At 60.7% G+C, this 23,628-nt stretch carries 16 protein-coding genes and 1 pseudogene; 14 read left to right on the top strand and 3 right to left on the bottom strand.

What is annotated here, in order from left to right:
* Window positions 1–975: 975 nt before the first annotated feature.
* From AC5RWG_RS04540 to AC5RWG_RS04520, 5 genes and pseudogenes are all read left to right on the top strand, one after another.
* Window positions 976–1,134, top strand: a pseudogene (locus AC5RWG_RS04540) (CpaF family protein); the annotation flags it as partial.
* A 64-nt stretch (window positions 1,135–1,198) separates the two neighbouring features.
* Window positions 1,199–1,834: a hypothetical protein gene (locus tag AC5RWG_RS04535; protein WP_494049714.1), complete on the top strand. Its 636-nt coding sequence runs from the start codon at window positions 1,199–1,201 to the stop codon at window positions 1,832–1,834.
* A gap of 191 nt (window positions 1,835–2,025) precedes the next feature.
* Window positions 2,026–2,685, top strand: a complete 660-nt coding sequence (locus AC5RWG_RS04530; protein ID WP_494049715.1) for a DUF4145 domain-containing protein — start codon at window positions 2,026–2,028, stop codon at window positions 2,683–2,685.
* Between the two features lie 809 nt (window positions 2,686–3,494).
* Window positions 3,495–5,183 (top strand): AIPR family protein, encoded by a 1,689-nt coding sequence (locus AC5RWG_RS04525; RefSeq protein ID WP_494049716.1) that lies wholly within the window; start codon window positions 3,495–3,497, stop codon window positions 5,181–5,183.
* Between the two features lie 511 nt (window positions 5,184–5,694).
* The gene (locus AC5RWG_RS04520; RefSeq protein ID WP_494166481.1) at window positions 5,695–6,477 is read left to right on the top strand and encodes a hypothetical protein; all 783 of its coding nucleotides are present in this window, start codon (window positions 5,695–5,697) and stop codon (window positions 6,475–6,477) included.
* 231 nt (window positions 6,478–6,708) lie between these two features.
* On the opposite strand, the gene AC5RWG_RS04515 is transcribed toward AC5RWG_RS04520, so the two are convergent.
* Window positions 6,709–7,959 carry a ScoMcrA-related endonuclease gene (locus tag AC5RWG_RS04515; protein WP_494049718.1) on the bottom strand — a complete coding sequence of 417 codons (1,251 nt, stop codon included), beginning with the start codon at window positions 7,957–7,959 and terminating at the stop codon, window positions 6,709–6,711.
* Between the two features lie 166 nt (window positions 7,960–8,125).
* Here AC5RWG_RS04515 and AC5RWG_RS04510 point away from each other — a divergent pair, with 166 nt between their 5' ends.
* From AC5RWG_RS04510 to AC5RWG_RS04500, 3 genes are all read left to right on the top strand, one after another.
* Window positions 8,126–8,311 (top strand): hypothetical protein, encoded by a 186-nt coding sequence (locus AC5RWG_RS04510; protein WP_494049719.1) that lies wholly within the window; start codon window positions 8,126–8,128, stop codon window positions 8,309–8,311.
* A gap of 272 nt (window positions 8,312–8,583) precedes the next feature.
* Window positions 8,584–8,907: a hypothetical protein gene (locus AC5RWG_RS04505; protein WP_494049720.1), complete on the top strand. Its 324-nt coding sequence runs from the start codon at window positions 8,584–8,586 to the stop codon at window positions 8,905–8,907.
* Between the two features lie 247 nt (window positions 8,908–9,154).
* A complete protein-coding gene (locus tag AC5RWG_RS04500) occupies window positions 9,155–10,228 on the top strand; it encodes a hypothetical protein (protein WP_494049721.1) in 1,074 nt (357 codons plus the stop codon).
* A 6-nt stretch (window positions 10,229–10,234) separates the two neighbouring features.
* On the opposite strand, the gene AC5RWG_RS04495 is transcribed toward AC5RWG_RS04500, so the two are convergent.
* Complete coding sequence (locus AC5RWG_RS04495) at window positions 10,235–10,723, bottom strand: hypothetical protein (RefSeq protein WP_494049722.1); 489 nt, start codon at window positions 10,721–10,723, stop codon at window positions 10,235–10,237.
* A 446-nt stretch (window positions 10,724–11,169) separates the two neighbouring features.
* Here AC5RWG_RS04495 and AC5RWG_RS04490 point away from each other — a divergent pair, with 446 nt between their 5' ends.
* Genes AC5RWG_RS04490 through AC5RWG_RS04475 form a run of 4 tightly spaced genes read left to right on the top strand, consistent with a single transcriptional unit; the run spans window position 11,170 to window position 17,520 of the window.
* On the top strand, window positions 11,170–13,290 hold the full coding sequence (locus AC5RWG_RS04490; protein WP_494049723.1) for a CHAT domain-containing protein: 2,121 nt from the start codon (window positions 11,170–11,172) through the stop codon (window positions 13,288–13,290).
* Window positions 13,287–14,765, top strand: coding sequence for an nSTAND1 domain-containing NTPase (locus tag AC5RWG_RS04485; protein WP_494049724.1), 1,479 nt, complete (start codon window positions 13,287–13,289; stop codon window positions 14,763–14,765). Before AC5RWG_RS04490 ends, AC5RWG_RS04485 begins: the two co-directional genes overlap by 4 nt.
* 14 nt (window positions 14,766–14,779) lie before the next feature.
* A complete protein-coding gene (locus AC5RWG_RS04480) occupies window positions 14,780–16,141 on the top strand; it encodes a hypothetical protein (RefSeq protein WP_494049725.1) in 1,362 nt (453 codons plus the stop codon).
* Between the two features lie 11 nt (window positions 16,142–16,152).
* Window positions 16,153–17,520 carry a hypothetical protein gene (locus tag AC5RWG_RS04475; RefSeq protein WP_494049726.1) on the top strand — a complete coding sequence of 456 codons (1,368 nt, stop codon included), beginning with the start codon at window positions 16,153–16,155 and terminating at the stop codon, window positions 17,518–17,520.
* 1,828 nt (window positions 17,521–19,348) lie between these two features.
* Here AC5RWG_RS04475 and AC5RWG_RS04470 read toward each other — a convergent pair.
* Window positions 19,349–20,713 (bottom strand): S8 family peptidase, encoded by a 1,365-nt coding sequence (locus AC5RWG_RS04470; protein WP_494049728.1) that lies wholly within the window; start codon window positions 20,711–20,713, stop codon window positions 19,349–19,351.
* A gap of 269 nt (window positions 20,714–20,982) precedes the next feature.
* On the opposite strand from AC5RWG_RS04470, the gene prfB reads away from it, so the two are divergent.
* Both prfB and AC5RWG_RS04460 read left to right on the top strand, forming a co-directional pair.
* Window positions 20,983–22,101: a peptide chain release factor 2 gene (gene prfB / locus AC5RWG_RS04465; RefSeq protein WP_494049729.1), complete on the top strand. Its 1,119-nt coding sequence runs from the start codon at window positions 20,983–20,985 to the stop codon at window positions 22,099–22,101.
* Window positions 22,102–22,366: 265 nt separating this feature from the next.
* The gene (locus AC5RWG_RS04460) at window positions 22,367–23,572 is read left to right on the top strand and encodes a substrate-binding domain-containing protein (RefSeq protein WP_494049730.1); all 1,206 of its coding nucleotides are present in this window, start codon (window positions 22,367–22,369) and stop codon (window positions 23,570–23,572) included.
* Window positions 23,573–23,628 lie beyond the last annotated feature (56 nt).

Here is a 23,628-nt window from a genome sequence, read left to right as displayed (position 1 = left end):
GCCGCGGCGGCGGCGAGCCTATCGACAGAAGTGAGACGGGAACGGGGCATGGGCAAAGACTAACTCATCACCGCCGAAGCACTCGTATATTCTTCCGGAATTCAACCATTAGGTCCGCCGCCTCGTCTTTGAAGGCGCGCTATAGATAAGTTTTCACCGTAGGCTGACGCAGTACGTCCGTGTAGCCGAAAGTGATCGGCCCGGGTCCATCCACCCGCATGATGCGGTAGCCCGTACTATTTCGCTTGATGTCTCGGTTGCTGTACACCACCCAGTGACTAATACCCGGACCAATCTTTTCCGTAGCTGCCCTGTCAAGATGAATGAGCATGTTCAGCATGGAGACAACCTCGGGGTCCGTTACGGTGGTTCCACCGATGTGGCAGCAACAGATCGCTTGATAACTTTATCAACGATCGCGCCCGCTGATAAAAGTTATCAAGCGAATCGAAGCGATTCTGGGTCAATCCAGCAGCCGTAGTCGAAGCCGTCTCTGCGATCGGCGGTGCCCGTCGCCTCCAGCGCCCTAGCTCTAGCACAGACGTAGGGTTGGAGCAGCAATCGGGGAGAACATCGATAAGGGAGACCTCGAGAGTCTGTGCGAGTGCAAGCGGGGGCCGCAGTGTGGGGTTAGCCCGTCGTCCCGAAACGGACTCGCAACTCTCGTACTTCTGCTAGGTGTAGCGAGTGAGGCGCGATCCATGGGCCACGTCCTCTTGGCTCAGGACCTTAGCGATTCAAGCACGGTGCCGGTTGGCAGCCAACTCCGTGGCATTTCATCAGTGTCGTCAGGACGGTGGGCAAGCATCCGAAGCATCAGGTAGGACTTGTTGAAACGGAGTCGACGGATGCTCGCTTCGCAGTTGGCGGCGTTCGCCACCCAAAGTTGTGTGCGAGCTTTGCAACTGACAACAACTGACAGATGTGAGGCCCGAAACTGTATACATTGCAAGCTTTTCGCAGATCGGGGGCTAGATAAGCGAAGGATCGAGGCTGCATGTTGTCATTCCGGACATCACCCCCCGGCACTGGGCGGTCATCATCAGGAAGTTTATCGCCCGTGCTTCGCGGTTGGAGCACCTGGTCGAACTGGGCTCGCTAACACCGGAAGCCTCCCAGTTCCTGGGTGCCGCAGCCATCGTTCTTCCCTTTCCGCGCATTCAGGAGAATCAGGGTGCCTGGCGGTACTCTCAGGCTTATGGAACTTCCCGCTATCATCGTGGCGCTTCTTTCTGAGACGCAGATAACCGCTGCCGCTAAGGAGGGTACTGGAACCGGCGGAACAGACTGGTTGCCCTTGTGGACGGCTATTATCGGTGCCGTTGCGGGCATCTCCGGATCGGTAGTCACCCAGCTCATTTCAGCGGGCAAGGAAGCGGAGCGGCTCAGGAGCCAGAATAGCCGCGAGGATTCGATACGCATGCGAGAAGAACGAAAGCTTGTTTATGCGGACCTCATACGCATGCTAGATGAATATCTGCTGACGGTGTATCGATACAAGCACGCCAAGCCGGAGATTGACTCGCTGGCAGACCTAAGCCACGACACGCCTGGCTTGGAGGGGCTCATGGCGAGACAGGAGAATCTGTCGGAAAAGATGGTCATGTTGGCCGGGAATATCGGGTCCCTCCTCGGGGTCGTGGATCTTATCGGTGACCCGGAAGTATACGATTCAGCGTTCGAATACTTCAGCTTCATAAAAAATGTTGACCCTGCGATTGATGATGCTTCTACGGAAGCAAAAAAGTTCAACTTGACCATGAAGGACGCCATGAGAGAATCCCTAGCTCTCGAGACGACCCCGCACAAAGCCAACGCATCCAGTCGGTCGTAGGGCGTAGGGGGGTCTCAAGGGCTCCGGATAATCTGCGCGACCGAGTTAGCCGGCAGTGGTCATCTCCCCCCTGGCGATCGGTAGGGGGGTCGCGCGCGCGAGGGACCTCAATCGTCTGATTTGGTTAGACGGTCCATTAGATTAGATCGATGGCGACAATTACCTGCGGTTAGTGCAAAAAGATTTCCCACATGACGCTCCTGAGCGGTCCCGTCTCCCATCCCATTTCAGAAGGATTCGGCAGAGACTATGTGTCCGATGCCGCTTACCTTTGCGACAACTGCCATCGGCTCAGTGTCGTCACGTGGACGTCCGGCTACCGCCCCGGCGACCCGGGCTATCCAGACGAGCCTGAGGAATATAGCGACCAGCGGTGGTCACCGGCACCGGGGGACGTGCGGGACTTTCCGGATGTTCCTTCTCCGATCGACTCCGCAGCGACGGAAGCTTGGCGCTGCTATTCAATCGGAGCCTATCGAGGAGCTCTAGCATTGGCACGGGCCGTTGTTGAGGCGTCTGCGAAGTTCAAGGGTGCGAAGGGACGGGACCTCCACGCAAGGATTGAAGCCCTAGCGGAGATGCGTCTTATCCGTGACGGGATCAAGGAAGCCGCGCATGAAGTCCGTCATTGGGGCAACGATGCCGCGCACGGCGACTTCAACTTACCCGCCAATGGCGAAGGGCGCGAGACAGGCGAGCAAGATGCGAGTGAGATAGCAGCAGCCGTCACCGCAGAAGAGGCGGAGGAAGTCTTGGTGCTGATGGACGACCTCCTTTCTGAACTGTTCCAAGGCCCAGCACGGACGGCGCGTGCGCGCGCCGCGCGCATAGCGAAGAAGAGCAAGGATTAAATAGTCTGTGAAATGAGCAGTCCGCAGGCCAGCGAGTCAAGGCGGCTCGCGCACGGCCTCGTTGTACTTCCGCCGCAGGGTCTTCCGATAGTCGGGGCAATTTCTAGGCACCATGATCAGACACCCCGCCACGGCGGGGACACTATTTCTGTTAGCTGTCCTTTTCTTCTTGGCGTGGAAGCTTAAGGTTGTTCCGCTAGCTACTGATTGAGGCGACCTGGGTAAGTGGGTGGCTGCTGTGTTCACAGGCGGAGGTCTAGTATTTGCTGGAATATCGGCTAAGTCGGCGGCAGATTCCGTCAGGGAACAGACACAGCATTGCAAAGATCAGGAACAGGCTCGCCGCCAGCAGGACGAAGATCATCGCACCGCGATGGCTCATTCGATAGCTATTAGCTCATGGTGGGCCAGTGCTGGAACTGGAAATTCGTGCGTCTGCTTCCGGGTCGCCAACGAGTCGCCCTATCCCATAAGCAGCGTATAAGTGCGGGTCTGGGGCCTATTCGAGGATGTAGATGAAGTTTGGTTGGACAAGGCCTGAGCAATGACGGAAGAGAAACCCGACTACGACGTTTTCCTTGACCGAGTGGCTGGGACAATGTTTCCGGACGTCTCGCTGGCTGAACCTACGCTGTCTGGCCTGCCGGAAATATTCTGCGGGCCACGAGTGGCAGTTAGCGGTCACTTCAAACGGTTACCCGGGCGGATGCCACACGAAGATTGCCGTGGCCAGAAGGCGGTTCAAAGCCAGTCTTGGACACCAAGAGCGACTAAGCTTTGAGGGACGTCGACCCCGCGGGAGGATTTCCATGGAAGAGCAGGACATCAAGTACTCGAGGCTCAAAACTCTCCTCGCTCGTGTCCAGAAGGAGACTGGGCTAACGGAATCGGCATCCTTCCTGTTCTGGTTCCTCCAGAACATTTACCGGCTGGAGGAGACCGACGCGCGCGACGCACTTTGCGATCACCAAAACGACAAAGGCATCGATGGCATCTATGTGGATCACAACGAAGAGAAGATCCACTTCCTGCAGAGCAAAGTGCGACAGACGGACAATTGCACGATTGGCGATGTTGGCCCCAAGAACCTGGTGGCCTCCGTGCAACAGTTCAGTACTCAAGCCAAGATAGAAAGAATTCTTTCGGGCAACGCGGACGAGCGACTCAAACAGTTGATCAAACGAGTGCAATTGCCGGACCTCGTTGCTCGGGGATATGACCTCATCCCCGTCTACATAACAAACGAAGGTCAGGACAAGGACTCTCAGGCATACTCGGATATTTCCGATATTCGCATCTATGATCGCAAGACGATAGCTGCTCACTTCATTGAGACTGATCCTCGTGCAAAGAAGAAAAGTTTCGTCTTCGATACGACGTACGTAGAACCGATGAAGATGTCGTCGGGAGTCGGGTCCTCGACCGCAATGTATATCTTTCCAGCCCGGGCGCTCCAACTGGTCCATATGGATGGCATCTCGGATGGCTCTCTCTTTCGCGAGAACGTTCGATACAATCTTGGCACTACGCCGGTTAATCGGTCGATTCGGAGATCGATTGAGGCTAAATCGGGGCACTCCAATTTTGTCCTTTTCCACAACGGGATCATAATTCTCTGCGACTCAATCGACGATACCGTCCCAGGAGCACTCACGATCAACGGCTACTCGGTCGTGAACGGTGCTCAGAGTCTGACCAGTTTCTACGATGCCAAGAACAAATTGACTGATGATCTGAGAGTTCTCGTGCGGGTTGTTGTGGTCGAAGATGATGCCCTAGCTCGTACAATCACAGAGAACAGTAACAATCAGAACGCGATCAAACCCCGAGACCTGCGATCCAATCATGTCATCATGCTCCGCCTGCAGAAAGAAATCGCGACTAAGACGACCTCGTATTTCTTCGAAATCAAACGAGGCGAGATTGCCCCCCATGGAAAAACCGTCATAACAAATGATCTGACGGGCCGGATCCTTTTGGCTTTTGACGTCCAGGAGCCTTGGTCAGCGCATCAGATTTATAAGGTATTCGATGAGAAATATGCTGAGATATTTGGCCGCCCAGAGGTTAACGCTGACCGGATCGTATTTCTTTACGAGCTAGAAAAAGCTGTGGAAGCGGCCTTGGTTCAAGTCAAGAACCGCCCCATGGCGTCGTATACGCTGACGCGTTACTTCCTTCTCTATGTGCTGGCTCGGATTCTCCGTGCAGACCAAACTTCGGAACCATACGTTGCGGACCCCTCTAAGCTGACGGATTCGGCACGGGCGGCATTTGTGAGCAGATGCTCCGAGATTCTGAAGACCGTGGTTGTCGATCTCAACTACGAAACAGCAAGCGTGGACTTCGACTACAAGTCGGAACTCAAGAGTCCCAGCGCATGCCTCAAACTCGGAGCGTCGATCATAGCCAGCTATGAGAAGGATGTAGCTCGCGGAAAGGCCGATTCCTTTGAGGGCTGGACCCCAGCAGATGCCGGGTTAGCGGCCCTTGCCTGATGAGCGTGGTTGTTGCAGGGTGTTGCTGACACAGCAGCGTGATGCGGGGAAAGAGAAGTCAAAGGTTCTCCCCCGGCGCCAAGTAGCAATCAACGGCGTCATCGAAAACCATGCGCAGTATCGCCCGCGGCTAGGCTACTACCGGAGATTCTGCTTAGATACGGTCACGCAGGCCACCACATCTCCGTGTTGCTCTGGCTGAGGTCGTTTCAAGCCTTATCTACCCGCCGAGGGTCACCGCTTCGAGCTCACCCCGCCCTTTTCCTACGAGGAACATCCGGCAAGCGCCTCCAGCCTCAGCATGAGTTAGGTGCAATATGTCCGCTTGGAGGCGAGCCATCTTTGTGCCTCGAAGGGCTTAGGGATGTTGAATTCCGGCTTGGTGAAGATCCGGGAGTCCAGGCCCGCTCGGGCAGGAGCAATCCGTCCCTGTACGTCGTGGTCAGCGCCGGCAGCCGCGGCCACTTCGCTGCCTCGTTGCTGTTGACGTTCCCTTCCCTATGCTGGAAACATGTCTGAACCCACTCCGAAGCAACTTGAAAATTTGGCCGCGTTCGTGCTGCGTGCCAGACGTGTGGAGGCTCATTCATTGAACCGAGACCAGCCGGCCTTGGCAGCCCTGGCGAGCGGGACGATGGAGTTGCAGGTCAACACTGAAACCGGCGAACAGTGGCTGATCCAGCAATTGCCCGAGGAGGAGGTCGTTGAGTCGGCGGCTGCCAGGATTTGGCCGATCCTACTGAAGCAAGACCCGGTGCACTGGTTTAAGGCGCTGGAGACCTTGGAGTTCTATGTAAGCGACGCTGACGGCGACCATGCCGCAACTCTGTCAAACCTGCGGGAGGGCTGGAAGACGGTGATGCCGCGGGACGGTTCGGCGGTCGGGTACATGGTTCAGGTGGCCGGTCCTCGCATCCCGCAGGGTACTCCAGCGCTCTCGGACAGTGACCTGAGCGTGGGCTGGTTCTACGGGGACGTCGTGCACGCAGACGCGAAGGAGCAGAGGAAAACCACTCACTTCGGGATCCGGGAACGCTACCGGGCTGCTGTCCTAATGGTGGCCCGCGCAGTTATGTACACCGTGATGACGCTAAACTTTATCCGCCAGCTCCAGCACGAGGGATTTTTGTGGCTGCCGGCAGACGTTCTCATTGACGAGGTGGTGGTGAAAAACCCCGAGTACCGGCATAAGGCCGAGACGTTCATGGCCGAGGTCGGTACGCCGATGCCGACTGGGCCCTTAGGCCAAGGCGTTCCGGAAGGGTTTAAGCCATTCGAGCCGAAGGATTTCTGACCGACCCTCAGGGCAGCGCACTGTATCGAACGTCTCGCCTCGCTCCCCGGGTATTTTCCGTCTCGTGTGCTTGCACGTGCGGAGGGCAAGAAATCGGAATCGACTCAGGGCAGGGTCCTGTGTCCGAGTGCGCAAAGCATGTGAGTCAAAAGTGACCGTCCTAGACTTTTGTCACAATGGAATACGCAGGTCTCGCGTGTGACAGAGTGTACGCGGATATGAAGTTCTGAACTAGCACCCCCTAAAATGGAATTTCCAGTGGGTTTGGAAGTTAGCAGCGGTGGCGACCGTATGGGCAATGCAAACGGTTCCTCTTAGCCGGTTCAAAACGTCTTTCATGTCAGGGTGGTCAGAGTCGATTGCGCGGATCACTCCATCTGCGTCCACCCCAAGAAAACCGTTTTCGAACAGGGCATCGCAGCCCAGGACGCAGGCGAGCATTGCGGCGGCTCTGAAGTCCAGCCGTTCGGCGTCCGTGCACTGCGCCCGGGGTTTGATGTGTGCTGCGATGAGCAGCTCGGGGGGAAGCTGGCGCCCGCACAACGCGCATCGGGCATCGCCGTCGGCAAGGAGGGATGCGCGAAGGTATCTCTGCTCCGCGCGTCTGGTGGCGGTTACGAGCACGTCCGTCTGCAGTAGATTGGGGACATCACCTTGGCATTCTGAGGCTGATGGCCAGAAGGTGTCGTCTGGCCGCTGCAAAGGCTTCATTCCAAGGTGCTGAGCGAGCTTGCCCCCCAGCCCAGTCGGTAGGGGAGAGATGTAGGCCCGCCCGGGCGTCCCCAACCGATTCATGGGACCGATTCCGGGGGCGAGTACCCTCTGAAGGCTTGCAAGCCCGATTTCCATGTCAACTACCAGCGGCGCGACAAGAACGAGCCATCCATCGTCGTAGCCCGTTGTCTGTCCGTATCCTTCGGGACGGAAGGCAGGTGTAGCGGGCTGGACGACCTGACTGATGCCCAGGAGCTTCTTCTTGGCGTAGTGGAACACCACGTCTCCGGGCAGCATGTCCTGCAACGCGGTCCAGTCCTCGTGGGCTGGCTGCCCGTCGGCACGAAAGTCAGAGGCCCACAGGGATCCCTGCTCAAATGCAACATTGAAGTTGTCCCCTTGGTTAGCCCACCAATAACGTGGCCACCGCGATCCGCCCTGCTCAGAGTCGATTTGAGTTAGCGGCCCGACTACCTCATCGAGCTGGTCGACGTTGATCCACTTGACGCCACAGGCATCAAGCACCGCTGTTGTACTCTCCCCGCCCCATGAGTTCTCAGAGGTTAGATCGATTGACGGGTCCATGTGAGCGGCCGCAGCGGCAACAAGCGCCTTACTGTCGAAATGATGTCCTTGATGGAGAGCGACGTAACTCAGAGACCGGCCGAACCTATACTTACGTCGAAATGTTGCGCGGCCCAGACTGACGGCTTCCACCAGTGCCGCATTCATGGCATCAGATGTAATCCGTTGAGAAAGATTAACCACTTTGCCCTCCTCTGCCCGGCATCGCCACTGGTCCTCACGGCATTCAAGCAGGATAGCGGCAGTCGTACAGGTCACGTCGTCTCCGGGCATCTCCGACTTTGCCACATAGAATCAACAACAGGCTCCAGCCCGTATGTCTTGCGCAGCGGGCTCGGCTTGGTAGGGCGTGTATGAGTTAGCAGGGGGAACGACGCCCGGCCCCCAGGCATACTACGAGGACGCCGAAATCCAGGGCGAGGCCGACCCCGACGTCGTCCACGACATGATCGCCAAGCTTGACGCGGTGGGCATCTATGATCACCGCGACGTCGACGTCGACGCCGTGGCCCGGGGCCTGGGTCGCCCAGCGTAACCACAACAACCTGTACTCGCACATCAAGCCCGCCCGGGACATCTTCGCCGACCGCTGGAAGAAGGTGGTCTTGGACGGCGACAGCCTGGAAACTTCCCGGCTGGAGGAGTCCGCTCCACGGCCGGGGCCGTGGTGCGCGCCTACGACTTTAACTCACAGATCGTCGACTACGGAGACACTCGCGTCGAGAAGCTCTCCATTTACCTGAAGCTGCTCACCCGTTTATCAGGACCCCGGACTCCAGCACTGCTCCCCTTGACCTCAACGATGTCGTGTTCACCCACTACGCTCTGCGCCGTCAGGAGGCCGCGGACCTGAAGCAGCAGTCCGGCCAGCCTGGTCAGCTCAAACCGCCGACCGAGACAGGATCCGGCACCGCCCGGGAGAAGAAGAAGAAGAGCCACTTCGAGGAAATTCTTGAACACGTCAACAGGATCTTCGCAGGCTCGGGCATCAGTGACGAGGACCAGCTCAACGCTCTCGACTCGATTTACCGACACGCGGTTGGCAACCCGCAGATCCAACGCGAAGCCGGCGCCAACGCAGAAGCCGATTTTGCCACTTCACCACCCTGCCCGACGTCGTCGACGAGGTAGCTTGTGCTGCCGGCGAAGGACACCGGAGAGCCATCAGCGTCTTGCTCGAATCCGGACCGCGGAAACTCATCGAGGTGCTGCTTTAGGCTGGACTTTACGGCAACGCCAAGCGGCGCGGACAAGAGGTTGCCGATGCTGCAAGCTAGCTGAAACTGATCGCTTCAGATGCAGACTCAATTGGTCAATTTGGAACTCCCCGCTTTAGCAGCGAATGTAACATGCTTAAACGTGCCAGTAAGCTGTGGTGGTGACGTCTGAATCCGAAGGTGCAGCGCTGGTCTCTAAACAGAAACTTAACCCCACGTGGATGTTCCTAAGCGGTGTTTTGGGTAGTGCTGCGGTTTTTGGTGCGTGGCTGTTCATTAGATCCGACGAAGCCAATCTTCCGGCTTTCTGGTCTACGGTTCTCATAAACGTGGGTACGACGCTATTGCTGGCAGTTGTGCTGTTCTGGCTTGAACGCCGCTTCGTCAAAGAGACTGCTAACGTAGCCGTCACAGCAGCGGAACAGGCAGCGACTAAAACCGCTGCCGCACGAGACAAGCAAGATGAGCAACTACATGCACGACTTGCGGACCTCGAAGACAGGTTGAACAACCACAGGGCCGAGGCAACGAAGGCCCAGGACGAGGCAGTAGCTGTTTTGGGGCAGGATGCCTCGTACGAGGCAGTCAGTGGAGCCTTAAAGACTGCGCTCGATGCTGGTGCGATCACCGTTAAAGGAATCGTGGTTCCTGCTGGTGAAGGCGCGGTTTCACCACGCCTGGCTTTCAAGTACGCCCCTGCCAGCGAGGATCGGTGGGGCAACATAGAAAATGATGAGTCACTCTTGCTGGAACACATACCAGGAGAGGAACGAGACCAGCGATCAGTGTTCGATTCGGTCGTGGCTTGGTGGCAGGAGGGACAAGATCCCGTTCAGGTATTTGATGACCTGACCTCTCAGATGGTGAAAAGAGGCTATGGGGCGCAAGTACATGAATTCAAGGCGACAACTGCAATCAATAATCTGCACAGGGCGCTTGTCTCAGCAATAGGTGCCATGCGGGCGGACGATTCCGCGTGGTATTCGGCTAACCCTCTTTGGGAGATGGTCGCTGACGGCTGGGTGATTACGAGTGAAGGCCTAGAAGTGCGTGACCAAGGTATGGTCCTGAGGCGCGATCAATTTCCGCAGCATATGCGCCCCGACGAAGCTATGAGGCACCCGTGGCAGGAACCCGTAAGACCGGAATGGGCTGATGAGGCAGTATGGGAGGAAGCGATTCGACGCGGCTGTGCCCATCACGGGAACTGGAACGTCGACGGGTATCCGTTTTAGAGGCAGTCAGCAACCGGGAAGTTTGGCTTGGGCGCGTGCGCATCTGCCATCCTCCAGCCAATGGAGCAATGGTAGCGCCAACCGCATACCGCCGGTCACCATATAAGTTTGCTGTCTCCCTGATATTCGCGGACGACAGAGCACAATGCCAGCATCGCCTGCGAGGCGGATCATCTCAAACCCGGCGGCATTCTCACTCATCCCTTTGATGCTGGTTGGATCGTATATAGCTTGAGCGATCGTGCTCCAATGGTTTTGGTCGAGGTAGAAAGTCGGACGGCCGTGTAGTGGGACCGCCGTATTGGGGCTGAACGCCTCAAAGACTAGTGCATGTCCTCGCTTTATTTGACTGATAACCCGCAATTTCTCCCAATCAAAAATGCTGACTTCGATCTCTGAATTGAGAACTGGATGAGCGTGATCGATTTCCTCGATGAGCTCCGTGTCGTCTTGGCATATGATGCGAATGTGACGCTTTGAGCGATCGACACCCAATACTTGAAAACCCTGTCAGATGTCGGCCGGGCTGTGGCAGGCATCTTGACGCAGCCAAACCGGCTTTGGAAGGGACTGTTCAACGACGCCATTGGCTGCGTGCCGCAGCCCTGACATAGGATCAGGGACAGGGCCCGCGGGGTACGACCCCTCCACCGCTTCCCGCCTCGACAGCGGTTCCAACCGGGGCAGGGAACGTGCCGACTGAGGCTCCGCGAGCGTGGACTTCGTGCTGGTGGCGGAGTCCTCACCCTGAGCTTGGCCAAGCGTCCTGACTTTGATAACGCTACAGTAACGTCGAGCCTGCAGACTATATGTCACGACAGAGTTATTCCTTGGAAGCTAATCACAGACGTTGTGTCTGCTGCGGGAGGTGTCCACCTCTACTGGCCCATCAAGTCGACAACACGGATTGATGCGTATGTCCTGGAGGCGTAGGAGATGGCGTGAGTGCTAATGGCAACTTCGGTTCTCAGGAAGAGGCGAATTTCGAGCTCGGCCTGATCTGGGACGAGCGCCAGGAGTCTTTCGACCTGTTTCTGCGCTTTTCCTTAGGCATGCAGGAGGATCTCAGCCGTGCTCCTCGCGGGTCGGTGCACATTGATCTGGACCGGCTCAACGCGCTACGTCACAACACGGCGGGCTACGCCGACGAACTCAGCAACGCTCTCTTCGCCCCCGATGAACTAAGAAAGTTCTACGGAGAGGCCATGGCAAGGGCCCATGGCAGCGTGCCGGTGCACCTGCGCCTACACCTGGACGCGCCCGATGTCTACCACTCCATACGGTGGGAGCTGCTGCGCGACCCCCAGAACCCGGAGTTCAACCTGGCCACCAGCCCGCGGGTGCTGTTATCGCGGTATCTCTTTACCAACGACTGGCGGAGGATCAACGAGGTCCGTGACGCGGACCTCAAGGCCCTGGCCGTTATCGCTGCTCCGAGCGATCTACACGGCTTCGACCTGCCCGGCCGCGCTATCGCCGCGATCAATCGCGAAGAGGAGATTTCGATAGCTGCCACGGCCTTGAAGAAGTACGCGCCTCGCTTCCTGAGTGATCCGGGGACAGCCACCATCGGCCGCATCGTGCAGGAATTGGAGAAGGGCGTCGACGTTTTCTACCTACTAGCGCACGGCGGGCAGAAGGTCGGCGATGTGCCCTTCCTGCTGTTGGAGGCCGAGGACGGGAGGGTCGAGTGCGTGGACGCGCGGCGCCTCGAGGAGGTGTTCCGGGACCTGCGGCGGCCACCCGCACTTGTGTACCTCAACAGTTGCCGCTCGGCAGGATCCGGGCGGAGCGACGACGCCGGCCTGCTGGCGGCTCTCGGGCCACGCTTAGCTCGGGCCGGGGTGCCGGCGGTCGTGGCCATGCAGGACAACGTAACCATACAAACGGCCCGCGACTTCGCCGAGAAATTTTTCGACAAGTTCGCTGAGGATGGCGTCGTGGATGCCGCGATGGCAATGGCACGCGGCCACATCCGCGAGCAGACGGACTGGTGGGTGCCGGTGCTCTTCTCGCGGCTGCGCAGCGGCCGGATCCGCTACCCGTCGGGGTTCCCGAGCGGCGCGAACGAAGCATTGGATCACCTGACCTCCATGGCATCTGCGGGCAAGCTGACGCCAGTTCTGGGTCCGGGCCTGGCCGACGGTATCGTTGGGTCGCGGAGCGAAATCGCCGCGAACTGGGCACGCCGCTGGCAAATGCCCCTGCCCCCCGCCGCTGCCGACGATCTCGCGCAGGTGTCTCAATTCCTTAAGGTCCACACGAAGCCAGGCCGAGTGCCGGTCGAGATCGTAAATTACCTTAAGACGCAGTTGGCTGAGCGCAAGCAGAACGCGCACATAGGCGACCCCTTCTTCGACGTCGCGGACGACCTCATTGCGAGCGATAAGCCGGAACTGGCGATCATGGAGGCCGGCCGACACGCCCGGCAAGACCCCAACGATCCCTACCGCGTGGTCGCCTCACTCAAGGTCAAGGTCTTCGTCACCACGGGATGGACCGGGTTGCTCCAAGCCGCCTTGAAGGACGCTGGCAAGGAGCCGTTCACGCTGACCTTTCCGTGGTCGCCTGGATTCAAGGCATGGAGCAAGGACGCATCGTATCGTTCCTGGGCCCGGACCTACATTAATCAGGAGCCGACCGTAGAGGCGCCGCTGGTCTACCACCTCTTCGGAAGGCTCGAGGAGCCGGCATCGCTCGTGCTCACACAAGACGACTATTTCGACTGGCTAACCGCCTGGACTCAGGCCCAGGAGGTGCCCAGGCTGATTCCGCCGAGGGTCAAGAATGCCTTTTCCTTCAGTTCTCTGCTCTTCCTCGGCTACTTCCTCGACGACTGGGACTTCCGGATCGTTTTTCAAAGCATCAGAGCGTATGTCCTACAGCCCCCGACTGCCGGCCACATCGGCGTGCAGATGCGGCCCAGGGGCCACATTGTGGAGCGCGAAGCGGCGCAGCGGTATCTCGAAAGCTACTTTGGCGCCGACCAGATCGACATCTTTTGGACGAGCACGGCCACTTTCGTTGAGGAGATGCGCAAGCGATTGGACCTGCAGCCATGAGCATCGCGAGCGGGAGCGATACCCGGACGGGCGCCAAGAGGAACAATCCCTTTGTCGGCCCTGTGCCATTCCACACTGGACAGAGGCTGCCTAACCGACAGGTCGAATCCCAGGACGTCACCGATATCCTCGTCTCCGAGCGAGTCCTAGTGCTGCATGCCCCCTCTGGAGCCGGCAAGACTTCCATGATCCAAGCCGAGGTGCTGCATCGCCTCGACGGGTTCGCCGTGGCCGGACCGGTACGGGTGGACAAGCCCTTGCCCACCAACGAGGCCGGACAGGCCGTCAAGGTGCACAACCGGTACGTCTTCAGCATTGCTCTCTACCTCCTCGGAGACAGCCAGAGTCCCGAGTCCCTGTACGACCTGACTCTGGCCGAGGTTCTGCGGGAAGCACTGAAACCGGAAGACGGGATCCCACTCCTCATCATTGACCAATTCGAGGAGGTGCTCACCATCGATCCGACAGACCTCGGCGATAAGCACCAATTCTTTGAGGAACTCGGAGACGTGGTCGAGAGCCTCGGTGGTGACCGAGATGGCATCTGGCTGCTGCTCGGCATCAAAGACGAGTCGGTGGGCGGGCTCGAGCCCTACGCGCACTACCTACCGGGCTACCTGCGTGCCAAATACCGGCTGTCGTTACTCTCGACCGCAGAGGCGAAAGCAGCTATGCAAAAGCCTTGTGCCGACCAACAGGTGAATTTTACCGACGAGGCGGTGGACGAGCTGATCCGCCGGCTGTCGCAAGCCCGGGTCCGCACGCCCACGCACGGCGCCGCCACTTTCCCCTCGGCCATCGGGGTCGAGCCGCTTCTGCTTCAGGTGGTTTGCAGGCGGCTCTGGAGAGACTTGCTAAAGCAAAAGAAGGCCTTCGACCGGATCGACTTAGAAGACATCCAAAGACTGCCTGACGACTACGTCGAGCGAGCTCTGAGCGGCTACTACTCCGACTGCGTCCAAGACCTCGTCAGGGCCTTTAAGGTCAACGAGCAGGCCATCCGGGACTGGTTTGAGACGGCTCTGATCACTGACCAGGGGGAACGTAGTCAGACGACGCGCGGACCAGTGGGAGAGCCGCACGAGCAGGAAGTGCTGACCCGGCTCCAGGAGATGTTCCTGCTCAATTGCACCACCCGCGGAGGCACGGCTTGGTACGAGCTGGCGCACGACCGGTTAGTCGGCCCAGTTCGGATCGCCAACCGGTCCTGGCGCTACCGAAAGCTTGAGCCGTGGCAGGTTCAGGCTATGGATTGGAAACAGCAGAATCGTCCCCGTAGCATGCTGCTGCCTCCTCGTCAGTTGCCATACAAGCTGGGCAAAGACTCGCCCATCGAGGACGAGTTCCGGCGGGCTTGCCTGGAACACCATGGGTCGCGCTTCAGGCTGCTGCATTGGCAGTGGCTGTCAGGATCACTCATGGTGATTGCCTTCGTGGAGTTTTTCTTCATCATCTACCTCTTGTTCTTCAGGTGAGCGGAGGAGGAAGCATGCTCGCAACCTTCAACGGCGTCGACAGAATCAGCGGCGGTTACCTCTTCGAGCCCCAGGACCTGGCGGCCGTCGCGGTGAGACTGCAGGGAAGGGAACCGTCTGGTCCACTCCAGAGTGGGCTAGATATCCGGCACCAGTTGGACAAGGACAATCTCGGCCTTATGTTCGGGTTCGACCCGGAGAACCTCTCCTCCGCCGGGTGGGGTGTGGTCGTTGGGCCCGACGTCAGCGATGACGTCATGCCCCGGCTGGAGCCGTTGCTGTCGCTGAGGCAGTCTCAGGCCGGTGAGCGCTTCAAGCGGCTCACGTACCGGAACGGCGAGCACTCCCTGACCTGGTTGGACCGTCACTTCTCGGCACCGGGCTACGTCGATCCGCGCAAGCTGCCGTACTACCTGCTGCTCGTCGGGGGTCCGGAAAGCATCCCCTATGAGTTCCAATACTCGCTCGGTGTCGACCACGCTGTCGGCCGGGTGTACTTCGACGAACTCGGCGACTACGAGCAGTACGCACAGAATGTGCGCAATTCCGAGGGACGGCCCAGCCCCGCTCGGGTGCACCTTTTCGGCCCGGCCAACCCTGGCGACGAGGCAACCGCACTGAGTTCGGAACTACTCGTGAAGCCGCTAGCACTGGATTTGAAGGACCTTAGCCCCAATACCGCCGTCACACAAGACGTGGGAGATGCCGCCACTCGCTCCCGCTTGGAGCACCTGTTGATCGCCCCCGACGGACCCACGGTGCTGTTCACCGCGAGCCACGGGCTTGGCGAGCGAGGCACCGCTAACCACGAGACGCAGGGGGCCCTGGTGTGCCAGGAGTGGGCCGGGCCGATCCTGAGCACAGGAATCGGAGAGGACGCCTACTTCGCTGGGAATCACGTCACGACGGACAAGGCCGTCAGGGTTCAGGTGCTATTCGCGTTCGCGTGCTACAGCGCAGGAACGCCCGCCTTATCCGACTTCGCAGACCAACAGCTTTCCCCCACTGGGTTTGTCGGCTGGTTGCCGCAGAAGCTGTTAGCCAATCCAGCCGGTGGAGCGCTAGCGTTCGTGGGCCACGTCGACCGCGCATACGGCTACTCCTTCATGTGGACCGGCACCGATCCACAGGTGGGAGCCATGTCCAGCACCATGTGCGCTCTGCTGGAGGGCAAACGCCTCGGCTTCGCGATGGAGTCGCTAACATCCAAGCACGCCTCCGTGGGGGCAAGCCTCTCCGACCGCCTTGGCAGCCTGCGCAGGTTCGGAAGAACGATCGATGCGCAGACCCTCGTGTGGCTCTGGATGGCGTACTACGACGCACGGAACTACGTGATCATCGGAGACCCGGCCGTGCGCGCGGTGCGCACAGATTGAAGGAGATTAGCATGGGGAACGAGCGGGTACCGGGGCACGACGACGTGATCTACCGGCTGATCAGCTACGACGCTAGAGGCGACGAGAGAGCCGAGGACGGCGCACTTGTCTCTGAGGAGGCCGTACGCGACCTCGCGGGATGCACGGACGTCATCCTGCTCAGCCACGGTTGGCAGGGAGACGTTCCGGCCGCCAGGAGGCAATACGGGCAGTGGATCGCTGCGATGCTTGATCGGGACAACCGGCTCATAACGCCACGTGCGCGCAAGAACGGTTTGCGGATCAAGGTCATTGGGATGCACTGGCCGAGCAAGGCTTGGAGCGACGAGGACCTCGGTGACCGCGGCTTCGCGGCATCGTCGATGACCACCTCGTCGGGTGAACTTCCTGCGGGCGCGGTCGTCTCGGTCAAGGAAGACATCGTGGCAGCATTCGCGGAGAATCTCGAGGACACGGCTGAGGTCCGCGACAAGGTGCGTGCACTCCTTGAGATTGCCCTGATCGAGCCCGCTCCCCGGCGACTGCCAGCGGAAGCGGTCGAAGCCTACGAGGAGCTCGATCGGCTGCTGGGCGGCGCCGCTGAGGGCAACGGATCTGCGCCCGGCGACGACCGGGAGCCGTTCGATGCCGAAGCCATGTACCAAGCCTGTCGGTTGGCCCAGGTGTCTTCGTTCGGGCTCCAGTCGTTGGGCGGCCTGCTGGCGCCCTTGCGAACGTTGACGTTCTGGCACATGAAGAAACGTGCGAACCGGTTCGGCGAAAAAGGTGTCGGGTCCCTCCTCGACGCCATCCAGCAACAGCACCCAGAACTGGTGGTCCACCTAATGGGCCACAGCTTCGGCTGCATCGTCGCGGCGTCCGCGGTGGCCGGGCCGCGCGAGCGACCCAGGAGCAAACCCGTAGCCTCTCTGACGTTGATGCAAGGCGCGATGTCTCTCTGGTCGTTCTGCTCGGACATCCCAACGGATCTTGGCCGGGCTGGCTACTTTCATCGGGTGGTTGAGGACCGGCTCGTGTCGGGGCCTATCCTTGCCTCCACGTCGTATCACGACCGCGCGGTGCGCACCTTCTATGCGATCGCCGCAACGATGGCCAAGCAGGTGGAGTTCCCAGCGGGCAGCCTCGAGCTGCCCAAGTACGGCGGCCTCGGCATGTGGGGCATCCAAGGAATCGAGCCTCGCGCTCGCGCCGAAGCCCTCCAGGAGGGCGGCTCCGACCTGCGGCTCGACGAGGGTGACGTCATCAACCTCGATGCAACGTCCGTTATCTCGCATGGTTCGGGGCCGTCTGGCGCCCACAACGACATCACGCATCCGGCGGTCGCCGATGCCGTCTGGCAGGCAATCATTTGCGGGTCCCAAGCCCGGACCTGTGCCTGACGGTGCACACGGCGGTACGTATAGAGGGAGGCTGTGGTGATACAAGCCGCCAAAGTGCGACGGCCCCGGCAAGGGCACGCGAAGAGTACAGGTTGTTGAAGACAGGGGCCACGACGTTGCTCCGAAGATCTCCTCCACCCGGTAACCCATTGTCGGCCTGACCCTCCTTGTCGGGGAGGGGACATTCCTCGGGAATTACTACCGTCGCGTGCATTTCCTCTTGGGTTGGTGCTTTAACCGGGTTGCTCTTTGCTGTCGTGTCACTCGGCGACCCGTGCCACCAAGACCGGGAGGACGTTCCTGGACCGGGAACTCTACCTACCCAAGGGATCGACCACCGACGCGGACCGCTGTGCGCCGCCGGCATTCCCACGGCCCCGAAATTCGTCACCAAACTGGAACCATGACCGGCCGCGCTCGATCCCGGTGCATCCGCCAAGTGGACGGCCGGCGACGCGGCCTACGGCCAGCACCCCGGTTCGCTCCGGATCTGGGGGGGGCCGGGCTGCACTACGTGCTGGCCGTGCCGGTTAGCCAGCGGATCATCGCCGAAACCGGGCTTCTCAATATCGAATACCGCGCCGACAAGCTCATCGCCTCCTTGTCAGGGCGCGCCTGGCGGACCCGCTCGGCCGGGGTCTGCGCCAAGAGTCGCGCCGCTACGCCTGTGCCCGGGCCCAGGGTCAACGCCGTCTACGACGGGCAGGATGGACACTAACTGCTGGCCCGCAGATCGCTCGCCGATCCGCAGGAGCTGGCCTATTACATCTGCCACACGCCACCACGCGTGTCATTGGCCGCGCTGAGCTTTCAACTTGTGCGGCTAGGGTTCGAAAACCCTTCCGTGTCAATACATTCCCCTAGAGCCTGGAAAATAAGTCACCAGTAGGCTGGCACTAACGGGCGAGGTTAGCGACCAAAGCCCGGCCAGTGTCCAGGTGGGGCAGAGGCGATTGCGAATGTCGTTGGCGAAACCCGTACTCTTGAGCCGCGATTGCCCAGCGTGACAGTCGAACAATACCAGGCGATCCTCCTCTCGGCTCTTGGCGCCGAGCAGTATGCGGCTTACATGAGGCAACTGCTAGCGAAAGTAGCAGTTCGTGATGGTGCCACTCTGGTGGAGAGCGCGATTTAGGCAACCCTGGAGGGCCCCGCTTCCCCGATCGACGAGGCGACGCTGAGGGCGTGTAAGCAATCTGTTGGACAGCAGCCGTACCCCCGATCGTGAGTTCATGCTTGTCAGTAACTAGGACACTGACGCGCCGATTCGGGCGAGTCGACGAACAGCCGTCATATTGTTTTGAAGGCTTGGAACCGACCTCCAAAGAAATCAGGTAATGGCTTGTCCCCGGTGATGTTCCTGACACCACCCGGACGGGATCGTTGGGACCCCCGGCATGAGACGAGTGGGTGGCCTTCCTTGGAAATCCGCTAATCGCCATTTACGTTCTTGAGCGTACGGGTTGCAACGCCAATCGGAGCCGCTTCGCTCCGCCATAACGGGTGCGTTCAGATGGTTTGACGGGCTGAACAAAGGAAGCGACACCGGCTCACCGGAACAGCGCACAGTGCACGTGGTGCTGAGCGCGGTCGTCCGGCGCCGGCGGTCAATTTCCTCGTTCCGGCGAATATACCGCTTACCGTTTTCAGTGATGCGCGCTCGGAACTCAGGCGCTGAGTCCAACGCTAAGCAGAAGTGACAAAGAGATTTAACGGGCTACCATTAGCCGCGAGCACGCGGGCCTGCTTTGGACGGGGCGGGCTCCCGTTTTTGCCCGTTGAATGCCAGTCCCGGCGGGGGGAACCGACACATCCGGCCGCTTGATATCTAGAAGGGCATGACCGTGCTCAGGTATCCGTAGTAGCGGCCCGGAACCGGTCGCAGGGGGTCACCGACGAATCCGAACTGGGGATTCTCTTGGTTGTACTCCGCGACCACTGCGCGGAATTGCTCTATCACGGCCGTCCCGTCGCCCTGGCAGACCCCGCTCTCCAGGCATCGGGCCACCGAGCCGGCGACGATCGGACTGGAGAAGCTGGTGCCGTGTGAGTTCGCGTACCGGTCGCCCGGCACCGTAGAGGTCATGCACACGCCGGGGGCCGCAACGGTGTGCTCCTGGTCGGCAGGCTGGGTGGCGAAGTTGGAGAAGAGGGCGAACTCGTCGTCGGGGGTGGGAAAAGGGTATCCGCTGCAGTTCGCTGTTGCCATCCCACCGGGGCGGCCGTCGAAGTCAGCCATGGCGGTGGCGGTGAGCACCTCGTCATACGCGGCCGGAACAGTGTTCGAGAAGTCCGCGGTCTCGTTGCCGGCGGCGACCGTCCAGACCACCCCCTGCTCGGCGCCTTGGCAAATCATCTGGTGCAGGGGATCGACCCCGTTGCCGCAGGTTCCCTGCTCTTGGCCGGGGCTGCCGATGCTGATGTTCGCCACCCTGATGTCGTTGCCCGGGTCCTCGTCCGTGTGAGTGGAGACCACCCAGTCGGCGCCGCAGAGTAGGGCACTTTCTGTTATGGTGCCGTCGTCTGCGATAACCCGGACGGACCACAGCGGGGCGCCGCTCGCGGTGCCGATGATCCCGGCGTTGTTGTTCTTCGCGCCAAGGATCCCGGCGACCATGGTTCCGTGCCCGAACAGGTCGACGGGAGCTACCTCGACCGGAGTCCCGGACGAGCAGTCCACCCCGCCGCGCACGTTCAAGTCCGGATGGGTGCTGTCGATACCGGTGTCGATCACGGCGGCGTTGACCGTAATCTGCCGGCCGTCCTCGGCCGCCTCCTCTGCCGTTCCGCCGACCCGCAACCACCCGGGCGGGAGGAATTCGGCGCCGCTGGTTCCGTTATTCTCGCCGGTCACGTTTTCCGGCAACGCGAACTGCCGCTCGGGCGCAACGAATTCAACGGCCGGGTCGGCGGCGAGCTGCTGCGCTTCCGATGCCGTCATGGTGCCGGAGTATCCCTTCAGCGCGTGTTCGTAGGTGTTGGACCGCGTAAACCCGTACTTCTCCCCGTGGGCCGTGGCGGTGGAATCGACATTCCCGATGCTGTCCTTGAGGACGACCGTGTAGCCGTGTTCTTCTCCCGCGGCGGCGCCCCCCGTAGCGGCCGCCCCTGCGGTGGAGGGTCCGGCGGCGGCGGGTCCGGAAGCGGCGACGGCGGTTGCTGCGGCCAGCACGAGCGCGCCGAAAACCCCCAATATTCTTCGCGCCGTGGTTGACCGCGGGCCGTCCTGCCGGCTTTCGGGCTTCTGCCTCTTCCGCAGGCCCTGAACAGATCCGTGACTTTGACTGGGCATTGCAGCCTCCCCCAATAAGTGGATTTAGATCAGGCCCCAACCCCATACGCGGCACCTGCATCCCGCACTCTCCAAAGGTTATTGCACGCGCCCGCGCTTGAGCTAGGGGCTGTCAGGCGCCGTCTTGGCGGGACAGAGGATTCCCCGCCATGGCGTAGGCTGGGAGGACCATGGCTGAGATCGACTTTCCCGCTGAAATCCGCGCTCTGCGCGCCACGTACGACTCCATTGAAGCCGTCTCCGACGCGGAGGCGATCCGCAAAGATATTGCCGAGCTGAGCGAGCAGGCGGGCGTGCCGGATCTGTGGGACGACCCGGCCGCCGCGCAAAAAATCACCTCCAGGCTCTCGCACCGCCAGAGCGAACTGGAACGGCTGGAGAAACTGGCGGCACGGATCGACGATCTGGAAGTCCTGGTGGAACTGGGCCAGGAAGACGCCGGCGACGCGGACTCCATGGCCGAGGCGGCCAGCGAACTGACCTCGCTCAAAAAGGCGCTCTCCGAACTCGAAGTCGTCACGCTGCTCTCCGGCGAGTACGACGAGCGCGAGGCCGTGGTGACTATCCGCTCCGGCGCCGGGGGAGTGGATGCCGCCGACTTCGCCGAGATGCTGATGCGCATGTACCTGCGCTGGGCCGAACGCCATGGCTACCCGACCCAGGTGCTGGATACCTCCTACGCCGAAGAGGCCGGGCTGAAGTCGGCCACATTCGAGGTCAAGGCACCCTATGCCTTTGGCACTCTGTCCGTGGAGGCCGGCACGCACCGCCTGGTGCGGATCAGCCCCTTTGACAACCAGGGGCGGCGGCAGACCTCGTTCGCCGCCGTCGAGGTCATCCCGCTGATTGAGCAGACCGACTCGATCGACATCCCGGACAACGAAATCAAGGTGGACGTGTTCCGCTCGTCCGGTCCGGGCGGGCAGTCGGTGAACACCACCGACTCCGCGGTGCGGCTGACCCACATCCCCACCGGGATCGTGGTCTCGATGCAGAACGAGAAGTCCCAGATCCAGAACCGTGCGGCCGCGCTGCGCGTGCTGCAGTCCCGGCTGCTGCTGCTGCAGAAGGAGCAGCAGGACGCCGAGAAGAAGGCGCTCGCCGGCGACGTCAAGGCGTCCTGGGGCGACCAGATGCGCTCCTACGTGCTGAATCCGTACCAGATGGTCAAGGATCTGCGCACCGAACACGAGGTCGGCAACACGGGCGCGGTGCTCGACGGCGACATCGACGACTTCATCGACGCCGGCATCCGCTGGCGCGCCAACAACCGCAACGCGGAAAACTAGCCAGCAGCCGCCTGTCGCGCGAAGCCCGGCCCCTCCACCAGGAGCGGCCGGGCTTTTGTCGTCTAGGCGTGTGCCTGTACTTGAGCCTCAGCGGCCTGCAACCAAATCGTGACCTTTGCGGCCCGGCGCGACTGTTGACACCTCTGTGAGCCACACCATAGATTTGCCGTAATCTGAATCACCTTTCAGGTTGGGGGACCTGACCATCAGGTTCAGACAGTTCCAGAGTTACTCCTCAAGAAATTTTTCAACGAAAGGCATCGGAGTGAAGGCAACGAAGAAGTTCCTGATGGCCGCGGCGCTGGTTACCGGACTGACCGTGAGCGCGTGCGCGCCGACCGCCGGCGGCGACACCGCCGGAGCGGCCGGCGGGGAAGGCAACGCCCCCGAGAGCATCAACGTGGGCATCGTCTATTCCGAATCCGGCCCGCTGGCCGCCTACGGTGCGGCCTACTACCAGGGCCTCCAGGCAGGCATCGACTACGCCACCGAGGGCACCGGCGAGGTCAACGGCACCAAGCTCAACCTGACCTACCACGACGACGGCGGTGACCCCGACAAGGCGGTCAACGTCGCCAAGGACCTGATCGGCAAGGACTACAAGATCCTGGCCGGCACCGTGGTGTCCGGCATTGCGCTGAAGCTCGCGGAGCAGGCCGCGCAGAACAAGGTGCTCTACATCTCCGGCCCCGCCGCCACCGACGCGCTGCAGGGCATCAACGACTACACCTTCCGCTCCGGCCGCCAGAGCCTGCAGGACGTCGCGACGGCCGGCACCTTCGTGGACGACCTCAAGGGCAAAAAGGTTGTGGTGTTCGGCCAAGACAACGCGTTCGGCCAGGGCAATCTCGCCGCCGTCGAAGCCGTCCTCGGCGAGCAGGGCGCCGAAGTCGATGACGTGCTGGTACCCGAAGACGCCACCGAGTTCACGCCGTTCGCCCGCCAGCTGATCGACGCCAAGCCGGATCTGGTCTTCGTTGCCTGGGCCGGCGCCACGTCGGGTTCCATGTGGCAGGCACTGAGCCAGCAGGGCGCGTTCGACGCCGCCCCGATCGTGACCGGCCTGGGCGACGCCGCGACCTTCGGCGCCTACGGCAAGGCCTCGGACAAGATCAGCTTCCTGAACCACTACTTCCCGGGAGCAGCCGGCAACGACGTGGAGAAGGCCATGATCGAAAGCGTTGAGGCCGAAGGCAAGAAGGCCGACCTCTTCACCCCGGACGGCTTCGTCGCCGGCCAGATGATCGTGCAGGCGGTCAAGGAAGGCGGCAACGACGTCGACGCCATGGTCGAGGCGCTGGAGGGCTACAGCTTCGAAGGGCCCAAGGGCGAGACGACCATCCGAGCCTCCGACCACGCGCTGCTGCAGGAGATGTACCAGGCCAAGCTGGTGGAGAAGGACGGCGAGTGGGTGCCTGAGCTGATCAAGGCTATTCCGGCCGACACGGTGGCTCCGCCGGAAGCCAAGTAACCGCAGCACAACCACAGGCAGGCCCGCACTGTTGCAGTACCGGGGCGCCGCCGACC

This window comes from Arthrobacter sp. Y3221160 (assembly GCF_059092585.1).
This window is presented reverse-complemented; position numbering and strand designations above follow the sequence as displayed.

Coding starts and splice junctions, on each gene's coding strand:
- AC5RWG_RS04475 (WP_494049726.1), top strand. CDS start 16,153: ATGGGGAACGAGCGGGTACCGGGGCACGACGACGTGATCTACCGGCTG.
- prfB (WP_494049729.1), top strand. CDS start 20,983: ATGGCTGAGATCGACTTTCCCGCTGAAATCCGCGCTCTGCGCGCCACG.
- AC5RWG_RS04535 (WP_494049714.1), top strand. CDS start 1,199: ATGGAACTTCCCGCTATCATCGTGGCGCTTCTTTCTGAGACGCAGATA.
- AC5RWG_RS04485 (WP_494049724.1), top strand. CDS start 13,287: ATGAGCATCGCGAGCGGGAGCGATACCCGGACGGGCGCCAAGAGGAAC.
- AC5RWG_RS04520 (WP_494166481.1), top strand. CDS start 5,695: ATGTCTGAACCCACTCCGAAGCAACTTGAAAATTTGGCCGCGTTCGTG.
- AC5RWG_RS04480 (WP_494049725.1), top strand. CDS start 14,780: ATGCTCGCAACCTTCAACGGCGTCGACAGAATCAGCGGCGGTTACCTC.
- AC5RWG_RS04530 (WP_494049715.1), top strand. CDS start 2,026: ATGACGCTCCTGAGCGGTCCCGTCTCCCATCCCATTTCAGAAGGATTC.
- AC5RWG_RS04525 (WP_494049716.1), top strand. CDS start 3,495: ATGGAAGAGCAGGACATCAAGTACTCGAGGCTCAAAACTCTCCTCGCT.